Source organism: Pararhizobium sp., from assembly GCF_965279435.1.
Classification (GTDB): domain Bacteria; phylum Pseudomonadota; class Alphaproteobacteria; order Rhizobiales; family Rhizobiaceae; genus Pararhizobium.
The window spans coordinates 235,302-256,123 of the sequence record NZ_CBDIHY010000002.1 but is presented as its reverse complement, the minus strand read 5'-3'; the positions used below and the strand labels follow the sequence as shown (position 1 = coordinate 256,123).

The 20,822-nt window shown below is 60.2% G+C and carries 17 protein-coding genes; 9 read left to right on the top strand and 8 right to left on the bottom strand.

The genetic code is table 11. The features are described 5' to 3' along the window. Positions 1-18: 18 nt before the first annotated feature. The 4 genes from ACQY8Q_RS02735 to ACQY8Q_RS02720 all read left to right on the top strand — a co-directional run bounded on the left by ACQY8Q_RS02735 (position 19) and on the right by ACQY8Q_RS02720 (position 3,677). Positions 19-1,038 carry a glycosyltransferase family 2 protein gene (locus ACQY8Q_RS02735; RefSeq protein ID WP_428425532.1) on the top strand — a complete coding sequence of 340 codons (1,020 nt, stop codon included), beginning with the start codon at positions 19-21 and terminating at the stop codon, positions 1,036-1,038. After that, positions 1,031-1,732, top strand: a complete 702-nt coding sequence (locus tag ACQY8Q_RS02730) for a class I SAM-dependent methyltransferase (RefSeq protein WP_428424413.1) — start codon at positions 1,031-1,033, stop codon at positions 1,730-1,732. The genes ACQY8Q_RS02735 and ACQY8Q_RS02730 overlap by 8 nt, the downstream gene beginning before the upstream one ends. Then, a complete protein-coding gene (locus ACQY8Q_RS02725) occupies positions 1,704-2,138 on the top strand; it encodes a GtrA family protein (RefSeq protein WP_428424411.1) in 435 nt (144 codons plus the stop codon). The genes ACQY8Q_RS02730 and ACQY8Q_RS02725 overlap by 29 nt, the downstream gene beginning before the upstream one ends. An 84-nt stretch (positions 2,139-2,222) precedes the next feature. Beyond that, positions 2,223-3,677: a hypothetical protein gene (locus ACQY8Q_RS02720; RefSeq protein ID WP_428424409.1), complete on the top strand. Its 1,455-nt coding sequence runs from the start codon at positions 2,223-2,225 to the stop codon at positions 3,675-3,677. Between the two features lie 171 nt (positions 3,678-3,848). Here ACQY8Q_RS02720 and ACQY8Q_RS02715 read toward each other — a convergent pair whose 3' ends face one another. Together ACQY8Q_RS02715 and ACQY8Q_RS02710 are read right to left on the bottom strand one after the other, a co-directional pair. Then, a complete protein-coding gene (locus ACQY8Q_RS02715) occupies positions 3,849-5,696 on the bottom strand; it encodes a dipeptide ABC transporter ATP-binding protein (RefSeq protein WP_428424407.1) in 1,848 nt (615 codons plus the stop codon). Between the two features lie 35 nt (positions 5,697-5,731). After that, entirely contained in the window at positions 5,732-6,931 is a 1,200-nt protein-coding gene (locus tag ACQY8Q_RS02710) for an aminotransferase class V-fold PLP-dependent enzyme (protein WP_428424405.1), read from the bottom strand. Between the two features lie 112 nt (positions 6,932-7,043). On the opposite strand from ACQY8Q_RS02710, the gene ACQY8Q_RS02705 reads away from it, so the two are divergent. After that, positions 7,044-7,859 (top strand): IclR family transcriptional regulator, encoded by an 816-nt coding sequence (locus ACQY8Q_RS02705; protein WP_428424403.1) that lies wholly within the window; start codon positions 7,044-7,046, stop codon positions 7,857-7,859. Positions 7,860-7,875: 16 nt separating this feature from the next. Here ACQY8Q_RS02705 and ACQY8Q_RS02700 read toward each other — a convergent pair whose 3' ends face one another. The 6 genes from ACQY8Q_RS02700 to ACQY8Q_RS02675 form a co-directional block, all read right to left on the bottom strand. After that, positions 7,876-8,376 carry a RidA family protein gene (locus tag ACQY8Q_RS02700; RefSeq protein WP_428424400.1) on the bottom strand — a complete coding sequence of 167 codons (501 nt, stop codon included), beginning with the start codon at positions 8,374-8,376 and terminating at the stop codon, positions 7,876-7,878. 42 nt (positions 8,377-8,418) lie between these two features. Further along, on the bottom strand, positions 8,419-9,630 hold the full coding sequence (locus ACQY8Q_RS02695) for an amidohydrolase/deacetylase family metallohydrolase (RefSeq protein WP_428424398.1): 1,212 nt from the start codon (positions 9,628-9,630) through the stop codon (positions 8,419-8,421). 3 nt (positions 9,631-9,633) lie between these two features. Continuing rightward, the gene (locus tag ACQY8Q_RS02690; RefSeq protein ID WP_113315887.1) at positions 9,634-10,503 is read right to left on the bottom strand and encodes an ABC transporter permease; all 870 of its coding nucleotides are present in this window, start codon (positions 10,501-10,503) and stop codon (positions 9,634-9,636) included. Continuing rightward, positions 10,503-11,444, bottom strand: a complete 942-nt coding sequence (locus ACQY8Q_RS02685) for an ABC transporter permease (RefSeq protein ID WP_428424396.1) — start codon at positions 11,442-11,444, stop codon at positions 10,503-10,505. The genes ACQY8Q_RS02690 and ACQY8Q_RS02685 overlap by 1 nt, the downstream gene beginning before the upstream one ends. Before the next feature lie 86 nt (positions 11,445-11,530). Beyond that, positions 11,531-13,057 (bottom strand): ABC transporter substrate-binding protein, encoded by a 1,527-nt coding sequence (locus ACQY8Q_RS02680; protein WP_428424394.1) that lies wholly within the window; start codon positions 13,055-13,057, stop codon positions 11,531-11,533. A 483-nt stretch (positions 13,058-13,540) separates the two neighbouring features. Next, the gene (locus tag ACQY8Q_RS02675; protein WP_428424392.1) at positions 13,541-14,185 is read right to left on the bottom strand and encodes a TetR family transcriptional regulator C-terminal domain-containing protein; all 645 of its coding nucleotides are present in this window, start codon (positions 14,183-14,185) and stop codon (positions 13,541-13,543) included. A gap of 275 nt (positions 14,186-14,460) precedes the next feature. On the opposite strand from ACQY8Q_RS02675, the gene ACQY8Q_RS02670 reads away from it, so the two are divergent. Genes ACQY8Q_RS02670 through ACQY8Q_RS02655 form a run of 4 tightly spaced genes read left to right on the top strand, consistent with a single transcriptional unit; the run spans position 14,461 to position 20,821 of the window. After that, entirely contained in the window at positions 14,461-16,563 is a 2,103-nt protein-coding gene (locus ACQY8Q_RS02670; protein ID WP_428424390.1) for an FAD-dependent oxidoreductase, read from the top strand. Positions 16,564-16,573: 10 nt separating this feature from the next. Further along, positions 16,574-17,845, top strand: a complete 1,272-nt coding sequence (locus tag ACQY8Q_RS02665; RefSeq protein ID WP_428424388.1) for an MFS transporter — start codon at positions 16,574-16,576, stop codon at positions 17,843-17,845. Then, on the top strand, positions 17,842-19,860 hold the full coding sequence (locus tag ACQY8Q_RS02660) for a CocE/NonD family hydrolase (RefSeq protein ID WP_428424386.1): 2,019 nt from the start codon (positions 17,842-17,844) through the stop codon (positions 19,858-19,860). Before ACQY8Q_RS02665 ends, ACQY8Q_RS02660 begins: the two co-directional genes overlap by 4 nt. Positions 19,861-19,876: 16 nt before the next feature. Beyond that, positions 19,877-20,821, top strand: a complete 945-nt coding sequence (locus ACQY8Q_RS02655; protein ID WP_428424384.1) for an ABC transporter permease — start codon at positions 19,877-19,879, stop codon at positions 20,819-20,821. The last annotated feature ends 1 nt before the right edge of the window (position 20,822 follow it).

Genomic DNA, 20,822 nt, shown 5'->3' with positions numbered 1-20,822 from the left:
CAACGGGTGCCCGAACGGATGGATATTGCGGCGAAACAGGCAATAGCACTTTCTGTGGTCATCCCTTGCTACAACGAACGGGACGGCATCGCAGAACTGCACCGGCGCGTGACGGCGGCATGCGATGCGCAAGCCGGCTCATCCTACGAGATCGTCCTTGTTATCGACGGCGCCACAGACGGGACGCGCGAAGCGATCGTCGATCTTGCCCGCAAAGATATCCATATCGTTGCAATCGACCTGGCACGAAACTACGGCCACCAGATTGCGCTCAGCGCCGGGCTTGAGCTGTGCCGTGGTGAGAGAATTCTGATCCTCGATGCCGATCTCCAGGATCCGCCAGAACTGCTTGGCCCGATGATGGCCAAGATGGACGAGGGCTTCGACGTTGTTTACGGCCAGAGGCTGAAGCGCGATGGAGAGAGCCTGTTCAAGAGAACGTCTGCCTCGCTGTTCTACCGGTTGCTACGGCGAATGGTCGATATCGACATTGCCGCTGATACCGGCGATTTCCGGTTGATGAGCCGCCGTGCCATCGATCATCTCAACGCCATGCCGGAGCGCTACCGTTTCATCCGCGGCATGGTCACTTGGATCGGCTTGAAGCAAACCGCTTTTCATTATCACCGCCAGGCCCGCTTTGCCGGCACGACGCATTACCCGCTGCGCAAGATGGTGCTTCTGGCAATCGATGCGATGACCAGCTTTTCTATCGCGCCGCTCCGTTTTGCCTCGCATCTTGGCATGATCTTCGGTCTGATCGGCCTTGTGGCGCTGGGTTACACCATCGTCGCCTGGCTGGAGGGCAACGTCCTCCCCGGCTGGACCAGCCTGGCTGCGATCGTGCTCATTCTGGGTAGCGTCCAACTGCTGGTTCTGGGTATCTTTGGCGAATATCTCGGACGAATGTACATGGAGACGAAGAGGCGGCCGCTCTACATCGTCAATGAAATTGTATGTTCCGACGTGGTTGCAGAAGGTGCAGATTCGCAGGTGCATCGCTTGCGGACCCTTGCCCGGGGGACCGCCGGTGCTTGAGGCCGAATTCGACAAATTCGCCGATGAATATGAACAGGAGCACGCTGCCAGTATTCGCCTGAGCGGTGAGGCGCCGGCGTTTTTTGCCCGTTACAAGATCAACGACGTGGCTGATGTTCTGCGGCGGCGTGGCGAGAAACCGCTGCGGATACTCGATTTCGGCGCCGGTGTCGGTAACTCGCTGGGACCAATGCGCGAAGCCTTTCCCGACAGCGAGATCGTTCTTCTCGATCCATCGGCGCAATCGCTGGACATCGCCCGGACGCGTTTTCCGGGCCAGGCGCATTGCCAGCCTTTCGACGGCCAGACGATTCCTTATAGTGACAACCATTTCGACCTGGTTTTCACCGCCTGTGTTTTCCACCATATCCCCGAGGAGTTTCATGTCGGCCTTCTTGCCGAGATCGGCCGGGTGATGAAGCCGGGCGGGAGTTTTTTCCTGTTTGAGCACAATCCCTGGAATCCGCTGACCCTGCACGCGGTAAAGAACTGCAGCTTCGATGAGAACGCCGTTCTGATCAACGCAGCCCAGATGAAGGCCCGGATGGCCAAGGCCGGCTTCTTCAAGACCGAAACCGTTTACAGGATCTTCTTTCCGCGTTTTCTCGCGAAATTACGGCCACTGGAGCGCTATCTCGCCGGTGTCCCGATGGGAGCTCAATATTTTGTTCACGCGGTCAAGCCGGGTCTTTGAGGCCACGCGCCTCCTGCGGTTTGCAGCAGTCGGATTGCTCAACACCGCGCTTGGATACACGGTTATCCTAGTGGCACTCGCGTTCGGTTGCGGCGACATCGCGTCCAATATTCTCGGTTATGCCAGCGGGCTGATACTTGGTTTCGTCCTCAATAGCCGCTGGACATTTTCAAGCGCCGCACGCCTGCGCAAGGGCACGGCACTTCGATACGCATTGAGCTTTGCGATCGCCTACGGCGCCAACCTGGGTGTTGTTTTGACTGCGCTTTCCTTCGGATTCACCAACAATCCGTGGGTGCATCTCGCCGGTATCTGCATTTATTCGGTTCTTTTTTATCTCGCATCATCGTGGTTCGTTTTCGTTCCCGCCCCTTTGTGTAACCCGTCAGACGACACGGCATTTTGAGAGTAGATCATGACTGCGACTGAGGTGATTTTTGGGAAAACGGGCCCGCAGGATGTGTCTGTCTTGGGTCATGAACAAGCATCTATGGAACAGAGCCGGCGGATCCGTTTGGTCATCTGCCTGTTGATGGTTCTCGCCGTCACCGCACAGTTGCTTTTCTATTCATCGGAACTCTTAAAGGATCCCGACAACTGGTGGCAGGTGAAAGTGGGCCTCGACATGTTGGCAAACAGGATTATCCCGGTTGCCGATACCTACTCGCATACGTTTGCAGGCCAGCCATGGATTGCCAAAGAGTGGTTAAGCCAGGTGCTTCTGGGGTCCGCCTACACGGCTTTCGGCTGGAGCGGCGTGATCGTCATCACGGTCTCGTCGGTTGGCCTGATGACGTTCATTTTGACGTGGTATCTCAGCGCTGCGCTAAAACCGATCGTCGCGATCGCCGCTGTCATCGCCGTCACGATTGTCGTGAGCTCCGTCTATAATGCTCGGCCGCTCATTTTCAGCCTTCCGATCATCGTCTTGTGGACGGCAGTGCTGTTCCAAGCTGCCCGTGAGCGGCAGCCACCGCCGTTCTGGCTTTTGGCTTTGATTGCCCTCTGGGCCAATCTGCACGGCACGTTTACCTTCGGCTTCGTGATCGCGGCCTTTGCAGGCTTGGATTTTTTGGCGCGCACACGCCTGTCGCAACCCCGGATTCTCGCCCAGTGGATCGCCTTCGGCCTGCTATGCCCCTTGGTCACCCTGATCAATCCCTACGGCATAAAGGCCATCCTCGCGACCTTTACCGTCACGTCCGGCAACGAGGCGGTTGCCTATATTGGCGAATGGAACCCCTTCAATGCCCGCACGGACGTTCTGCCCGAAATCCTTCTCCTGATCGTCGTCGCCGCCCTGTTGATCACGAGAATCCGCATCCGCTGGACCTATGCCGCCTTCTTCATCTTCACGCTGCACCTGTTCCTCGCCTATTCGCGCTTTCAATATCTCTGGCTGCTGCTGGTACCCATCGTCCTGGCGGCCGATATCGCGGAACAATTTCCAGCCTTGTCGACGCGTCAGTGGATGGGAGAAGCCCGTGATGGTCTTGAACGGGCCATCGCCAAACATTACCGCCGGATCACCGGTGTGGTTGTGGTGGGCTGGTTTGCGGCCTGCGCAGCCTTCCTGAATTTTTCAACGGTCGCTCCGAGCGACACAACGTCCGCATCGGGTGCACTCGCTTTCGCAGAGACACAGGGACTGTCTGGCAATGTGCTGAACAGCTACAATTTCGGCGGCACGCTGATTTTTCACGGCATCAAAACTTACATCGATGGCCGGACCGATCAGCTGTTCCTGAATGGCTTCATGAGCGCAACGGCTGAAATGGGAACGGCCGCAGGCAAACCCATTCTCCAGAAAACGATCGAAGACCACAACATCAAATGGGCGCTCCTGACACCGGACGACGCGCGGATTCCGTTTTTCAATGAGCTTTCCGGTTGGCGCAAAGCTTATGAAGACAAGTTCGCCATCGTTTACATCAATGGCAATTGACGCGTATCTGTCTGGGCAAAGGAGCCCCGCAGCATTTTTGTGCGGGCTTTCCCACCATTTTAGCGATCGGCAACTTCATACCCGGAGGAGGCGGCACGCGGCGGGCCTGGCGTAGAAAAAATATCGATCCAGCTGAATGTACCATTCCAGAACGCGCTGACTCGGTCCGTTTCACGAATGATCTGACGTTGCCACCAGATGGCCCGGCGACACTTCGCGATACTGGATCGGCACGACTTTATAGTCTGCGGGCCGCATCGGGCTTTTGATCTCGTCATTGCCGGTCTTGCCCTTTTCTCGACGCCGGTCCGGATTGGGGATCGGCACGGCTGAGATCAGCTTTTTCGTATAGGCATGCTGTGGATTGCCGAAAACTGCCGCGCGCGGGCCGATTTCAACGATTTCGCCCAGATACATCACGGCAACACGATGGCTGACGCGTTCGACGACGGCCATGTCGTGGGAGATGAACAGGAAAGCGAGGTTGAGGCTTTGCTGCAGATCGAGCAGCAGATTGATCACCTGCGCCTTGATCGAGACGTCGAGCGCCGAGACGCTTTCGTCGGCGACAATCACCTTCGGATCCAGCGCCAGTGCGCGGGCAATGCAGATGCGCTGGCGCTGGCCGCCGGAAAACTCATGCGGATAGCGCGACGCCATATCAGCGGTCAGCCCGACCTTGACCAGCAGATCGGCGACAAGATCGCGCGCCTGTTTTTCGGTTCCCATCTTGTGCTCGAGATAGGGCTCGGCAATCGCCGTGCCGATCCGCATGCGCGGATTGAGGCTGGCGAAAGGGTCCTGGAAAATCATCTGGACGGTCTTGCGCATCTCGCGCATGCCGTTCGGATCCAGCGTCAGGACTTCCGTACCATCGACCCGGACGGAACCTGCCTGCGGCTCGATCAGCCGCATGATGGCGCGGCCGGTGGTGGATTTGCCGCAGCCGGATTCGCCCACCAGCGAAAGGGTTTCGCCTGCATGCAAATCGAAGGAAACGTTTTCGACGGCGTGAACACGGCTGGTCAGGCGGCCGAACAGGCCGGAATGAATGTCAAAACGCTTGGTGAGGTTCCTGACCTCCAGCACCGGGCGTTTGCCGGAGGCCACGGTATCGATCGTTTCGACGGGAGTGTCGGGAAGCCCCGTCGCTGGATCGACGATCGGAAAGCGCATCGGCCGGTCCTTGCCGTTCATCGAACCGAGCACCGGAACGGCGGACAGAAGCGCGCGGGTGTAAGGGTGCTTGGCACGAAAGAAGATATCGCTCGTCGGGCCGGTTTCCACCTGCTCGCCGCGATACATCACCACTGTGCGGTCGGCGATTTCGGCAACGACGCCCATGTCGTGGGTGATGAAGAGAACGGAGGTTCCTTCCTCTTCCTGCAGCGTCTTGATGAGATCGAGGATCTGCCCCTGGATGGTCACATCAAGCGCCGTCGTCGGCTCGTCGGCAATCAAAAGCTTCGGCCGCGAGGCAAGTGCCATGGCGATCATCACGCGCTGGCGCATACCGCCGGAAAACCGGTGCGGATACTCATCGAACCGGGACGCGGCGGCAGGAATGCGCACCTTTTCCAGAAGCCGGATTGTTTCGGCCTTGGCATCGCGCTTGCTGATTGCCGAGTGACAGAGAAGTGCCTCGGAAATCTGGTCGCCGATGGTAAAGAGCGGGTTGAGGCTCGTCATCGGCTCCTGAAAGATCATAGCGACGTCATTGCCGCGCACCTTGCGCATCGCATTTTCAGGCAGTTTCAGGATATCGCGCCCATCCAGCATGACGCTGCCTTCGATGCGACTGGTATCCGCCTGCAGCAGCCGCATGATCGACAGCGAGGTGACGCTCTTGCCCGAACCGGACTCGCCGACGATCGCCACCGTTTCACCGGGGGCGACCGAAAACGAGACGTTGCGCACGACCGGTTTCCACTCCCCATCGACGATGAACGATGTCGTCAGGTTCTCCACCGACAGAACGGGTTGTACGGTATCGATCTTTTGGGCGTGTGAACTGGCCATGACGGGATCCTTGGTTGGGTTTCGAAGCGGTCGGTTCAATCCGGCCAGCGCAGAGCGCCGTCGAAACGGTGCTTGCTGCGGTTTTCCAGCGGCGTGGCGATGATCTCGTTCGAGGCTCGTGCCTTGTCGAGTTCTTCGGCGAGCCGGCTGGCAACGATCGTCTCTTGCCCGGGGTGCAGGTTGCACGGATCGAGATAGAAATAACGATGCTCAACCTCGTGATCGCGCACGATGATCGGTGGCGTGCCGCGCGCCAGCGCGTCGGCAAGATCCCAGGCAGTGATGTGGGCCTCGGGCGCCGAGATGATTACGCGCATGCGGTCCAGCGGGTTGCTGGTTGGATCCGGTTCGATCAACGCCTGAACACCAGGGCGTCCCTCCAGCGTGTCGCGCCACAGATGCAGGTAGCTTGTTTCGCGGGCGCGGATGCCGTCGTGATCGCGCGTCTCCCAGGCTTCAAGGGCTGCCATGACGCCGAAGACACTTTCCTTGCCGACCTTCATGCCGCGGCCGATCCCCATGTTCTGGAGGAAGGCGTTGCGAACCAGTTCCTTCTTGCCCGCCACAATGCCGGAGGTCGGACCGCCAAGGAACTTGTGGCCCGAATAGAGCACGATATCAGCACCCTGTTCGAGAAAGATCCGCAGGTCATATTCCGATGCGGCATCGACGATGACAGGCACGCCCTTGGCATGGGCGATGTCAGCGAATTCCTTGAGGTTCAGCAGGCCGTAATCGACCACGTGATGCGAAATCACATAGAGCGCCGCCGCCGTCTTTTCGTTTATGGCGTTTTCCATGTGGTAGCGATGGGTCGAGGTTGCCTGACCGATCATCACCGTCTTGCCGCCTGCCAGCCGCACGGCTTGGTCGACCGGTGCGCCATAACTGACGACATGCCCCATCTGCACCAGGATCTCTGTCTTTTCCGTGCTGACGTCGGGCAGCTTTTCGATGGCCAGCAGGTTGTTGCCGGTAATCGTTCCGGCAACCGCCAAACTGATGCCCGCTGAGCACGATGCCGTGACGAAGCCCGCTTCGCTACCGGTCAGCCGCGCGATGATGGCGCTTGCCTTGCGCTGCAGATCGTTCATCTCGACGAATTGCGGCAGGATGGACGTCATCGCAGCAATGGCTTCAGGGACCACTATGGATGCACCGAGGCTGGTCATCGTGCCTGAAACGTTGATGACCGGACGCAGGCCAAGCGATGTGCGGATGTCTTCAGTGGGCATTGTCTTCTCCAAAAATTCCGCTGTCGCAATTCGAAGACGTCGTCTTCTGGCAGTCGACAGCTATGCCATAATAATGTAATAACGAGACAAAATCGCAATGTGAGCTTTTGTCTTGGATACCAAAACCCAGCCCGTTTCCACCGCCCTCCCGGACAATGCCAAAGGCGAAAAGCGCTCGCGCGTCAGCGGCATCGACCGGACCCTGCAAATCCTCGATTACCTCTACGAGACCGGTGCGCCCTCCGGCGCCTACGCTATCGCCAAGGCCATCGGCGCACCGCTGTCCACAGTCTACGTGATCATCGACGATCTCGTAGACAAGAACCTTCTGACACGCGATGCCGACAGCATGATCTGGCTCGGCGCTCGGCTGTACCATTACGGTCTGGCCTACGCCCGTTCGCTGGATTTCATGAGTGTCGCTACCCATGAAATGCACGATCTTTGCCGTGAGGCCGGCGAAACCGTTCAGGTCTGCGGTCGCGACGGCGATCATATGCTGGTGCTGGCGATGGCGGCTGGCCCCAATCATTTTCAGGTCACGTCGCGGGTGGGAACCCGGGTGCCCTTGAACTGGACCGCGTCCGGCCGCCTTCTGGTCGGGCATCTGCCCGACGATGAACGCCTCGAGCTTTTCAAGCGCTGTGCCCGCTCGTCGCCCACCGGCCGCGCCGATGTCGATCCGGCAACCCTGGCTGCGGCTGCGGCGGACGCCATGCAGGCCCGGCTTTCCATTCAGGCCGGCGAATCCGACTATGCCGTTGCCTGCATTGCCTCGCCGATCTGCGACCGCGAAGGCCAATGCGTCGCCACGATCTCGATCGTCCTGCCGGAGCAGAAGGCTTTTTCCGACGAGACGCATTACACGTCCCATGTCCGCGCGTCGGCGGAACGGATCGAAACCTTGATGGGCTGGCGCAGCCATTGACATGCCGGGTGGTTCCTCAATCGTAAAGGGCGACGATCGCTTCGATCTCGACGGTGATATTGCCCGGCAATGACCCGAAGCCGACGGCCGAGCGCGCATGATGGCCAGCGTCCGCAAAGACCTCGATGAAGAGATCGGAGCAACCGTTGATCACGCTCGGGTGATCCTCGAAATCGGGTTCCGCATTGACCATGCCGAGCAGCTTGACGACGCGCCGGACCCGCGCAAGATCCCCCAGCGCATCCTGCAGAACCGCCAGCAGATTGATGCCGGTCAGCCGTGCGTGGCCATAGGCCTCGGTGACATTGACGCCGCCGATACCGACCTTGCCGGTGTGCATGAAGCCGTTGGCCTCACGCGGCCCCTGGCCGGAGAGATAGATCAGATTGCCTTCGCGCACATGCGTGACGAAATTGGCGATCGGCGGCGGCGGCGGCGGCAACTTGAGGCCGAGCGAGGCCAGCCGCTCGGCAGGCGAGCCCGTCCTGCCGGTAGCGGTTGCTGTGGAACTGTTCACGCGAACTCCTGTGTCCTGCTAAGGCTTTAAGAAACGGCACGGCTACCGGTAGGAATAGCCGTGGCTGTGGCGCACGAGTTTGCGGGCGCGGGGAATGTAGCGGCTGGCGGTAATCGCCTCGGCGCCGATGACGGCATAGCGCGGCTCGAAGATCCGAGTGAGCACCGAGACGTCACCATTGGAATCTGTCGCCTCGATGTCGGAATCGACGAGGTCGAAGATTGTGAAGTCTGCGCGTTCGCCAACTGTGAGGCGATTCTCCATCGAAAGCTTGATGACGGATGCCGGTGCCTGGGTGACGGCTTCAACCACCTTCTCGAACGGCATGCCGACCACCAGCAGCTTCGACATGGTCGTGGCCAGGTCCCAGACCGGAAAATTCATCGAGTGGTTGTGCAGGTCGGTCGAGATCGAGAAGGGCAGCAGGCCCCGGTTGATCGCCGCTTCCGCAACCTTGAACGAGAAGGACGCGCCGCCGTGGCCGATATCCAGCCGGATGCCCTCGCCGGCACACCGCTCAGCCAGATCGAACAGATCCTCATCTTCCATGATGCTCGAACCGGCCTTGCCGTTGAAGCAATGGGTGACGATATCGCCGGGGCCGAGGATTTCGAGCACTTCGTCATAGAGCGCTGGCGGTTCGCCGACATGCACCATCATCGGGATCTTGAGGATCTTGGCGATTTTCTTGCCGAGCTTGACCGGCGTTACGCCCCAGGAACCAGTGATAACGTGGCTCGCCCGTACCTTGATGCCGACGATGTGCTCGCTGTTTTCGGCATAGACTTCCAGAATGCGGTCGAGGTTGATGTCCTGAATGCTCCTGAGTTCGGCAACGCGGTTGCAGGCGACAAGGCCGATGGAGCCCAGATTGATGAACGCCTTGATGCGTTCGCGCGACGGCTCGATGATATACTCGCGAAAACCATGGAAATTGGCCTCACCGGCAGAGCCGGCATCGACCAGCGTGGTGACGCCACGCTCGGCGCCGCATTCGGATGGGCGCAGCGAAATATCCGTTCCGCCGTGCCAGATATGGACGTGCAGATCTATCCAGCCGGGCGAAATCCACGCACCCTTGCCGTCAATACGTTGGACATCGGCAGATACCGCAAGCGACGGACCGGTTTCGGCGATGCGGCCATCCGCGTTGATGAGAATATCGATCAAGGTGTTGGGTGCACCGGTACCGAAAGCCATGGGTTTGACGTTGGCGAGAAGCACAGGCCCCCTCGCCTCATATCCGGAAGACATGATTCATAAGTCCTTTCGAAGTCTTGGATCGAGAAGATCGCGCAGTCCGTCGCCAACCATCTGCAGCGACAGCACGGAGAGAATGATGGCAAAGCCCGGAAACAGCGTCATCCAGTCGGCTTGGCCGATATATTGCCGCCCGGCGGATATCATCGTGCCCCAGGTGGGGATTTCCGGGCTGACGCCGAGGCCGAGGAACGAAAGGCCCGCTTCCGCCAGCATGGCGCTGGCAAACAGGAACGTGCCCTGCACGAGGATCGGCGACAGGAGGTTGCGCAGCACATGCCGGGTCATGATATGCCGGGTCGAAATACCAAGCGCCCGAGACGCCTCGATATAGGGCAGTTCGCGAATGACCAGCGTCGAGGCGCGGACGATACGGGCCAGGCGTGGCGCATAAACGATGCTGAGCGCGATGATGACGGTGGTCAGCGACGGCCCAAGAGCTGCGACCAGAGCGATGGCGAGCAGAATGTCCGGAAAGGCCATCATCGCATCGATCAGCCGGGCAATCGGCGCATCGAACTGCTTGAAGAACCCGGCGATCAGCCCGAGCGTCACACCGATCACGGCAGACAACGTCACGACGGCAGCGCCGACCAGCAAGGACAACCGTGCCGAATAGATCGTTCGCGAAAACACATCGCGGCCGAATTCATCCGTGCCGAAGATGAAGGTACCGCTTGGTGGTTTCAGCCGATTGATGATCGACAGTTTCGATGGCGAATAGGGTGCGATCAACGGCGCAAAGATAGCCAGAAGCACGAAGATCGTCAGGACGATCAGTCCGAATGCCACCGTCTTGCGCTTTAACAGCCGCCGGATGAACTTGCTGCGCTCGCTGAGCGCCGGTTTGGAGACGATTGCTGTCATCAGTAACGTACCCTCGGATCGACCAGCAGATAGAGCATGTCGATGGCAAAATTGATCAGGACGTAGAGCGCAGCGATGACCAGCAGCGCACCCTGAATGACCGGATAATCGCGCCGGAGCACGGCGGATACCACCAGGTTACCAATGCCCGGCAGACCGAACACGGTCTCCGTCACCACCGCTCCGGAAACAAGAACCGCCGCTGTCAGGCCGATGACGGTCAGGATCGGGATCAGCGCATTTTTCAGGGCGTGCTTGAGGATGACGCGGCGCTCGATCAGTCCCTTGGCCCGCGCAGTGCGGATATAATCATCGCCGAGCACATCGAGCATCGAGGCGCGTGTAAATCGCAGGACCAGTGCCGAGGAGACGATCCCGAGGGCAAAAGAGGGGAGGGCCAGGTGATACATCCGCTCGGTAAACGTCGATCCCGGCCCGCCATAACCGGACACCGGAAACAGATCGAAACGGACGGCAAACACCTGCATCATGATTAAGCCGAGCCAGAAGCTCGGGATGCTGGCGGCCAGCATTGCAAGCGCAGTCGCCGCCTGATCGAAAATCGAGCCACGGCGATAGGCCGCATAGATGCCGATCGGCAGGGCGATGGCGCTGGCGATCAGCAGCGAGAACAGCGTCAGGAAAAACGTCGGTTCGGCGCGGTCGAGCAGTGCCGATGTCACGGGCATATTGAGGAAGATCGACTGGCCGAGATCTCCCCTCAGCAACTGCCCCATATAGTAGAAGTATTGGATGCCGAGCGAGCGGTCGAGGCCGAGCTGAGTGCGCAGGTCGGCGATATCCTGGGAGGTGGCGTCCGGCCCGAGCATGACCGCAGCCGGGTCGCCGGGCGTGACGCGCACGATCACGAAGACGATCGTGACGACGAGAAACATCACGACGATCATGCCGAAGAGGCGCTGGAAAATGTACCGTATCATGAAAGCCTGATCCTTATGCCCCGGAAGCCTGCCGGTCCGGAACGGACACCGGCCCTGATGAGCCTGTGCCTTCCCTTATCGAATGATCATTTCGCGATCGATGCGTTCCAGAAATACGGCCACGGAGCCGGATCGACACCTTCAAGCTTGGTCGACTTGGCTGCAACCGCATTGAAGTTGCCGATCTTCATGAAGGCAACGTCATCATAGATCGCCTTCTGGACGTCGGCGAACAGTGCAACGCGCTTGTCGGGATCGACTTCCGCCGTGAAGGCATCCACTGCCGCCTTGCGGGCCGGCGTGTCCCACCAGCCCGGCGAGCTGGTCGAGAGCGAGCCGATCAGAGCCGGTTCCGGCAGGAAGGGGCTATGGGTGATGTAGATATCCCACAGCTTTGGATCAGCCCGGCGCTGCGTCAGCGTCGCCCAATCGACAACCTGCATGTCGACGGTAAAGCCGGCAAGCTTCAGATATTCGGCCGCGACCTGAGCCATCTTGTAATGGAACTCATACTGGCGGCTGGTCAGAATGCGCAGTGGCTCGCCATTGTAACCGGCAGCCTTCAGCGCAGCTGCTGCCCCTTCCGGGTCTGCTACATTATAGGCACCGTCGGTGCCTGCTTCCGTGTGCCAGGAATAGGCCTCCGGATAAATTGCGCCGTCGAGCGAGAAGAAGTCCGGGCTACCAAAAGCGGCGGCCATCATGTCTTCCATGCTCAGCGCCTGGCGGATGGCCTTGCGCACGGCGACGTTCTTGCTGACACCTTCAGCCGTATTGAAGACGAAGACCGGATAACCGAACGGCTTCAGCATCATCGGCTGCGTTGCGGCTGCGGCCTTGATCTTGTCGAAGGATTCGACCGGGATGGAATCCACATAGTCATACTGGCCGGAGACCGCAGCTTCGACGCGCGTATTCGGATCGGGAACGGGCACGAAGCGGATTTCGTCGAGATACTGATGGCGAGCACCACCGTAACCATCACTCTCGCCATCACGCGACTTGTAGCCATCAAAACGGGTCAGCTGGATATACTGGTCAGCCTTGCGCTCTTTCAGCAGATAGGGACCGGTACCGATGAAATCCTTCATCACATCATCCTGCTTTTCAGACGGGATGATGATGGCGGCGGAGTTGTTGAAAGCCAGCAGCGAAGCCAGCGGCGCATAGGGCTGCGTCAGCGTGATCTTGACGGTGGCCGGATCGACGGCCTCGATGGATGTGATGAAGCCAGCCACCTGCTTGCCGCGCGAGGCGATCTTCTCCCAGCGATGAAGCGAAGCGACGACATCCTCGGATGTCATGTCGGTATTGTCATGAAACTTGATGCCGCTGCGCAGCTTGATCGTATAGGTTTTGCCGTCGGCGCTGATCTCCGGCAGGCTCTCCGCCAGAAGCGGCGTGACCTTCCAGTTCTTGTCGAATGTGTAGAGCGTTTCGAAAATGTGTTGCGTGACGATGCCGACGAGATCGGCGGTCGACGACATCGGATCAAGCGTCGGCGGCTCGCCGATCGTGGCGACATTGACGATGCCACCCTTCTCCTGCGCAAACAGGCTGGAAGGAAGGACTGTCAGTGCCGTTCCGAGTAAAAGCGCGGTGATCGTTTTCATGTTGGAGCTCCCATTTGTTCCATTATTATGTTATATGTATTCTTATAACAGAATAATTGGCATTCGATTTCTGTCAATGGGAAAAGAACGAAAAGGATGGGAGAACCGACGACCCAGCTACCGATGGCAAGCGAAGCGCCATTCCAGCTGATATCAATCGATCGAACCGCCGCGTGCGTGAGGCACGGCACCGCACTTAATTTAAGCCTTTGAAAATAATCCGTAAAATATAACCAGAAAGTACAAACCGCCCAGGAAATGGACCTTATTCCGCAACGGTGTCACCGGCACGGCCTTTACGGTAAACCAACGGCTTCAGCCGCAGCTTTTCCACGACAGGGAGAGAATTCGAGGCTCTTCTATCGATTTCGACAGGCTTGTATTCCAGCCGTCCAAGGAAGAGTTATATTTGGGTGCAACCCACGACGACTGTGGCCGGGCTCTGCCAGTCGCGCGCAGGTGAATAGCTTGGTGCGCAATCAGCTACTGTGCATAAGCGCCGCGCCGCAGGCCTTCGATCCAGTTGCGGCAGAGCGCAACGCCATCCTCCGGCCGGAATGCGGCGGGGTTCAAACACCAGGCAAGCCAGAGCCCGTCAAGCAGCGCGGTAAAGGCAATGGATGTCAGCCGCAGGTTACCGATGGCAAAGCCTTCCGCTTCGGCGAGATCGGATAGCAATCCCTCGACGGTAACGACGTAGGACGAATATTCGCCCTGCTGAGAGGCGCTCATGCGCGGCGAATGCAGGATCAGCCCCCAGAACACCACCCAGACACCGAGCACGTCGCGGTCGAACAGCAGTGGCGAAAACGATGCCTCGATAAACGCATCAAGGCGTTCGCGGGGCGACGGCGGGGCGGCATCGACAGCAGCAGTAATCGCCTGCAGCAGGCCGTCCGACATGATGTCGAACGCATAGGCGACCAGTTCGTTGATCTCGCCGAAATGATGGGTGATGAGCCCCTGGGTCACTCCGGCCTCGGCGGAAATCTGGCGCACGGAGACGCCGGCATTGCCGTGCTTGACGATGCAACGCAACGCGGCCTCACCCAGTTGCCGACGACGGTCCTCCGGCGTTTCCCGCCGGAAGCGGGTGGATAGTTTCTTGGCGGGCTTGGTCTTGATCACGTCGGACAGGTCTCGTTCGAAACAAGGCTTATCATTTCCACCGCGCCGATTTCAAAGACTTTTGGTCTACCCAAAAACCGCGCCGCAATAGCTCTCCCTACCGAGGAGACGTTGAAATTAGTATCATAAAATATCGTTATTACAATAGCTTGAAAGAGAAACTATAAGGTCGTATAATTTCCCTTGCGTGAATATTTTTTCCTGCCTATCCTTTTCTCAACAAAGCCGCCAAAGCGCGGCAGCCCGAAACGGGCTGAGGGGAACGAGGTAAGGTCATGATGCGGGATTCCCGTTACGACGTGCTGTTTGAACCTGTGCGGATCGGCCCGGTCACGGCGCCCAATCGCTTCTATCAGGTGCCGCATGCAAGCGGCATGACCAACGCCCTGCCACGGGTGCGTGCTGCCTTCCGCGAGGCCAAGGCCGAAGGCGGCTGGGGCGTGGTCTGCACCGGCGCCTGTTCCACCGATCCGAGCTCCGACGATGCGCCGCTGCCGATGGCAACGATGTGGGACGACAACGATATTCGCGCCCACGCGCTGATGACGGACGCTGTTCACAAGCATGGATCGCTGGCCGGTGTCGAGCTCTGGCATGGCGGTGCCGCCGTCATGAACCGGGCAAGCCGCCTGCCGCCGCTGTCGCCGTCGGGTATTCCATGGATGGCAACCCATATCGGCTTCATGGGCAATCTGCGGCCGAAGGTCATGGACAAATCCGACATTCGTGACGTGCTCAAATGGCAGGCAGAGGCAGCACGAAAGGCCCGCAGCGCCGGCTTCGATATCGTTTACGTCTATGCCGGCATGGGTTATCTCGGTTACGAGTTCCTGTTGCCGCAATACAATCACCGGACCGACGAATATGGCGGCTCGATCGCCAACCGGGTGCGCTTTGTGCGCGAATTGATCGAGGTCACCAAGGATGCGGTCGGCGAACATTGCGGCGTCGCGCTGCGCGTCAGCCTGGAAGAGCTCCGTGGCCGGCCCGGCCAGAACCAGCCGTCCGAAGCCCATGAACTGATCGAACTTCTGGCCGACTGTCCGGACTTGTTCGACGTCAAGATGGATTCAAGTCCCACCGACTGTTCCGCCTCACGCTTCAGCGGCGAGGGCAGCCATGAGCCGGTGATCGAATTCGTCAAATCACTGACGAAAAAGCCGGTGGTCGGCGTCGGTCGCTTCACCTCGCCCGATACGATGGTGTCGCAGATCCGCCGGGGCGTGCTCGATTTCATCGGCGGTGCCCGCCCGTCGATCGCCGATCCCTTCCTTCCCGCCAAGATCAGGGAAGGGCGGATGGAGGAAATCCGCGAATGCATCGGCTGCAATATCTGCATTTCCAGCTGGCATGATGGCGTTCCGGTTCGCTGCACCCAGAACCCGACGGCGGGCGAGGAATGGCGGCGCGGCTGGCATCCGGAGCGCGTTGTCCCGGCCGCCAAGAAAGAGCGCGTGCTGATTGTCGGTGGAGGCCCTGCCGGCCTTGAATGCGCCCTGACGCTTGGCCGGGCCGGACACGAGGTGACATTGGCGCATGCCGGGCGCTCCTTCGGCGGCCGCCTGACCTTCGAAAAGACACTGCCGGGCCTCTCCGCCTGGAACCGTGTCGCCGAATACCGGCTCGGACGCCTGAACGAGATGAGCAATGTCTCGATGTATCTTGAAAGCACACTGGGCGTCGACGAGATCATCGATCTCGCCCCCGATCACGTCGTGGTCGCCACCGGCGCCCGCTGGACCAACATGCTGTATTCGACACTGGAAATCCCTGTCGGAACGCTGGAACATGCCAACGTCTTCACACCCGACGACATCGCTGCGGGGCGACTGCCGGAAGGGCCGGTCCTCGTCTTCGATTTCGACAATTACTACATGGGCGGCGTGCTAACCGAACATCTCGCCGCGCAGGGTATCGACGTCTCCTACGTCACCCCGGCCGGACAAGCCTCGGCCTGGACGATTATGACCAACGAGCTGCCGCTGGTGCATAAGGCCCTTGCCAAGCGCAATGTGCCGGTGACGACGTTGCACATGGTCACTGCGTTTGACGGCGAAATCGCCACCCTGACGCATCTGTTTAATGGCGAGCAGACCCGCGTTAGCTGCCGCTCGGTTCTTATCGTCGGCATGCGCACCCCCCGCAACGAGCTTCATGAGGCGCTGCTCGCCCGCTCCGGAGACCTTACAGCTGCCGGCATCCGCAGCGTCGAGCGGATCGGCGATGTTCTGGCGCCCGGCGCCATCACCCATGCCGTCCACAGCGGCCACAAGCTCGCCCGCGAACTCGGCACTCTCGATATGCACAAACCCTATCGCCGCGATACGCCGTTCGTTGACGCCGTGCCGGACTTCGCTCCGCGCGTCGCAGCGGAATAGGGGGCGGCTGATGAACGCGGTCCAGAGCCTATCGCCATGGTCGATCGCATCACCGCTTGCCGGTGGCGCGCTCCACGCGGCAGGCTCTGGGCTGTTTCATACGCTGCTGCCATTGCGCATCGTCGCTGGCGGCCATGGTGCCAATATCGTCGGGCTTGTCGTCATGGCTGAGGGAGCGGGCTTTCTGCTCGGCTGCATGGGGTCGGTCCGGCTTATTCGCTCTGTCGGTGAAGTGCGGGCCTACGCGGCGTTTTCGGCCCTGTCGGCCGCGCTGCTTCTCTCGCTCGGCGTCGAGCCGGGCGTCGCCGTATTCATGGTCATCATGGCGGTGATGGGGTTCGTCAATGCGGGGCAGTCGGTGATCATTGAGAGCTGGCTGAACGCGATGGTCCCGAATGCGGGGCGGGGCCGCACGCTCACCCTCTACGTTCTGGTCCTCGGCCTCTTTTATGGTCTTGGGCAATTGCTCGCACGCAACATCGATCCGGCCGGAAGCGGCATGTTGATGATTGCCGCCGCCTTCTATGCTCTGGCGCTTGTTCCGGTGACGGCCATCTGGGTCGGCGAGCCGCAGCTGCACGCACCGGTCGGCGTGCATTTCCTGCGTGCCTTCAGGACGTCACCGCTCGGCACACTCGCCTGCCTGATGACCGGACTGATTTCTTCGACCTTTGCCAGCATCGGCTCGCTGTACGGGCTGGAGCTCGGCTTTGCCCAGGACCGCATCGTCGTGCTGATGGCGGCTGTGTCTCTCGGCGCGCTGTTCCTGCAATTTCCGCTGGGTGCGCTATCCGACCGCCTCGACCGGCGCGGCATGATGGTGTGGCTCGCCGTCGTCCTCGCAGCCGTCTGCACGCTGTTTCTGCTGGTCGATGCCGCAACGCCATTCTGGATGCTGCTGATCCTGTTTTCGGTGTTTGGCGGCATTTCGGAAATCTTCTATCCGCTTGGCGTCGCCCATGCCAATGACCGGGCCACATCATCGGAATTCGTATCGCTCTCCTCCAACCTTCTGCTCGTCTGGGCTTTGGGCGGGATGATCGGACCGGCAATTGCCGCGACCGGTGTCCAGCACTTCGGCGCGGCATCGTTCTTCTGGTACGCCATCGTCCTTTCCATAGCCTTTGCAGGCTTTGCCCTGTGGCGGCGCACGCAGCAGCCGGATGTCGGCAACCGCGAGGATTTCGTCACCTATCCCCAGACCTCGCCAGCGGTCTATGAATGGCTGCCACGCAAGGATGATCCCACGGATGGTGATGGCAAAGGCGAGGGGACACCATGACGGACATCGTCGAGACGTTCCCACGCGCGGTGCGGTGCATCGATCCGGTCTTCATTCCGATGAAGGACGGCACCCGGCTTGCCGCCACGATCTGGCTTCCCGATGACGCCGAGACCCAACCGGTTCCGGCAATCCTCGAGCTCATTCCCTATCGCCGCCGCGACGGCACGGTGTTTCGCGATCTGAAGATGCACCCCTATATCGCCGGCCATGGATTTGCCTGCTGCCGGGTCGATATCCGTGGCTCCGGTGACAGCGAAGGCATTCTTCCGGACGAATATACCGAGCAGGAATTTGACGACGCCGAGGAGATCATCGCCTGGCTTGCGGCACAATCCTGGTCGACCGGCGCAGTCGGCATGACCGGCATTTCCTGGGGCGGGTTCAACGCGCTGCAGGTCGCCGCCCGCCAGCCGCCGGCGCTGAAGGCCGTGATCGCGCTTTGCTGCTCGGATGATCGTTATGCCGACGACGTGCATTATCACGGCGGCTGTCTTTTGACCGAGGACGCCATGTGGTCGTCCTTCATTCTCGGCCTCGGAGCCCTGCCACCGGATCCGCAGATCGTCGGCGACCGCTGGCGGTCGATGTGGCTGGAAAGGCTGGAGGCCACCACCTGCTGGTCCGAGACCTGGATGAAGCACCAGCGCCGCGACGCCTATTGGCAGCGTGGTTCTGTTTGCGAAGATTTTTCGAAGATCACCATCCCGGTCTATGCCATCAGCGGCTGGGACGATACCTATTACAACGCCGTGCCCCGGTTGATGCAGGGGCTCTCCGGCCCACGCAAGGGGCTGATCGGTCCGTGGAGCCACGCCTATCCTTTCCTTGGCGATCCGGGTCCTGCGATCGGCTACCTGCAGGAGGCGATCCGCTGGTGGCGGCATTGGCTGGAGGGTATCGATACCGGCATCATGGATGAGCCGGCCTACACCACATGGCTCGTCGAGCCGCATGCACCGGCACCGTTTTACACTGACCATCCCGGCCGCTGGGTCGGTGAACCATCCTGGCCATCGCCGAATGTTTCGCAACACCTCCTGCATCTGAATGACGGCGCACTCTCGCCTTCGGCAGAACTGGGCCAAACCATGATCCTGTCATCGCCTGTGACCGCCGGGCGCGATTTTGGCCGTTACGGCGGCTATGGCGGAACCGTGCCGGACATGGCGCTCGATCAGCGCCGGGAAGACGGCCTTGGCCTCTGCTTCGACACGCAACCACTCGCCGAAGGTTTCGACATGCTCGGCGCGGCCGTTGTCGAACTGACGGCCGCCTGTGATGTGCCGGATGCCTTTATCGTGGCAAAAATCTGCGACGTCGCCCCGAATGGAACGTCGACGCTGGTCACATGGGGTGCGCTCAACCTGACGCACCGCAACGGCAGTGGCGCGCCGGTCAAACTGGTTCCCGGCGAAACGTTCAATGCCCGCCTCGATCTCAACCATACCGGCCGCCGCATTCCCGCCGGTCATAGGCTGCGTCTGGTGCTGACGACACAGCTCTGGCCGATCCTCTGGCCATCGCCGGTTATCCCCACCATCACCATCGCATCCGGTACATGCCGGCTCTCGCTACCGGTCCGCACCCCAGTCGCCGGCGCGATCGCCCCGCATTTCGAACCGGCTGTTTCCTCACCAGCTGTTGCCTCCCTCGAGCTTTCACCCGAAACGCATCGCCGCACCGTGGAAATGGATGTTGGCACGCGCCGGGAAGCAACCACACTGATCAGCGATTTCGGCCGCCAGCAGCTGACCGACCGCGCCATCGTTACCGCCGCCCGTGTCATCGATCGCATGACGATCGTGGAGGGCGATCCGCTGTCGGCGCATCTCGATACTGGCTGGGATTTGAGCTTTGTCAGCGCTGATGCCGATGTCGCAACCCGCTCGAAGGTGACGCTGACCTCGGATGCCAAACAGTTCCATCTGACTTGGCGCCTGGAGGCGTTTGAGCGCGATACTCTCGTTTTCGAAAGGGAGGGCACGACGTGTTTCGACCGCGATCATATCTGACCCAGAGTGTGCGACCATGACACTCTACATCCTGCGCCGGATCGCCCTCGGCCTCGTCATTCTCTTGATCGTCGCTCTCTTGCTGTTCGGCATGATGCACATGATCCCCGGCGATCCAACCGTGGTGGCGCTCGGACCGCGCTCGACGCCGGAAATGCGCGAGGCTTTCCGCCAGATGATGGGGCTCGACAGACCGTTGCTTGAACAGCTCGGCGCATTTCTCGCCCGTTTGGCACAGGGCAATCTCGGCGAAGATGTCTGGAGCCGCCGGCCTGTGCTCACCATGATCCTCGAAGTTCTCCCCTATACCGTCACTTTGGCCGTGGCCAGTTTCATCTGGGCGGTCGCGCTCGGCATCGTGCTGGGTTGCGCCGCCGTCGTGCATCACGGCCGCTGGCCGGACTGGCTGATCGGTGTCCTCTCGGTCGGGCTGGTGGCCGTGCCGTCCTTCGTGGTGTCGCTGTATTCGCTGCTGATCTTCGCCGTCACGCTCAACTGGCTGCCTGCGATCGGTGCCGGCGAACCCGGCGACATCACGGGGCAGGCGAGAGCGCTGATCCTGCCGTCCTTTGCCATCGGGCTCGGCTGGGTCGGTTATGTCTCGCGCATTGTGCGGGCGGCGATGATCGAGGCGATGGGCGAAGGTTATGTCCGCACGCTCCGGTCCTTCGGTGTTCCGGAACGCCGCATCATCTATCGCTACGCCCTGAAACAAGCGTTTCTCGCCGTTCTGTCGGTCATCGCCATCGGCTTTGGCGGATTGCTCACCGGCTCGGTTTTCGCGGAAATCGTCTTTTCCCGGCCCGGGCTTGGCAAGATGACCTACGACGCGGTGATCTCCCGCAACTATCCGGTGGTCATGGGCACGGTGCTGATGACCTCCGGTCTCTATGTCACCTGCATGATTATCGCCGATGTGGTCACGGCCTTTATTGACCCGCGCGTCAGGAGCGCTTTGTAAC

Coding starts and splice junctions, on each gene's coding strand:
- ACQY8Q_RS02715 (WP_428424407.1), bottom strand. CDS start 5,696: ATGGCCAGTTCACACGCCCAAAAGATCGATACCGTACAACCCGTTCTG.
- ACQY8Q_RS02660 (WP_428424386.1), top strand. CDS start 17,842: ATGACGGACATCGTCGAGACGTTCCCACGCGCGGTGCGGTGCATCGAT.
- ACQY8Q_RS02655 (WP_428424384.1), top strand. CDS start 19,877: ATGACACTCTACATCCTGCGCCGGATCGCCCTCGGCCTCGTCATTCTC.
- ACQY8Q_RS02665 (WP_428424388.1), top strand. CDS start 16,574: ATGAACGCGGTCCAGAGCCTATCGCCATGGTCGATCGCATCACCGCTT.
- ACQY8Q_RS02720 (WP_428424409.1), top strand. CDS start 2,223: ATGGAACAGAGCCGGCGGATCCGTTTGGTCATCTGCCTGTTGATGGTT.
- ACQY8Q_RS02680 (WP_428424394.1), bottom strand. CDS start 13,057: ATGAAAACGATCACCGCGCTTTTACTCGGAACGGCACTGACAGTCCTT.
- ACQY8Q_RS02685 (WP_428424396.1), bottom strand. CDS start 11,444: ATGATACGGTACATTTTCCAGCGCCTCTTCGGCATGATCGTCGTGATG.
- ACQY8Q_RS02735 (WP_428425532.1), top strand. CDS start 19: ATGGATATTGCGGCGAAACAGGCAATAGCACTTTCTGTGGTCATCCCT.
- ACQY8Q_RS02670 (WP_428424390.1), top strand. CDS start 14,461: ATGATGCGGGATTCCCGTTACGACGTGCTGTTTGAACCTGTGCGGATC.
- ACQY8Q_RS02690 (WP_113315887.1), bottom strand. CDS start 10,503: ATGACAGCAATCGTCTCCAAACCGGCGCTCAGCGAGCGCAGCAAGTTC.
- ACQY8Q_RS02710 (WP_428424405.1), bottom strand. CDS start 6,931: ATGCCCACTGAAGACATCCGCACATCGCTTGGCCTGCGTCCGGTCATC.
- ACQY8Q_RS02695 (WP_428424398.1), bottom strand. CDS start 9,630: ATGTCTTCCGGATATGAGGCGAGGGGGCCTGTGCTTCTCGCCAACGTC.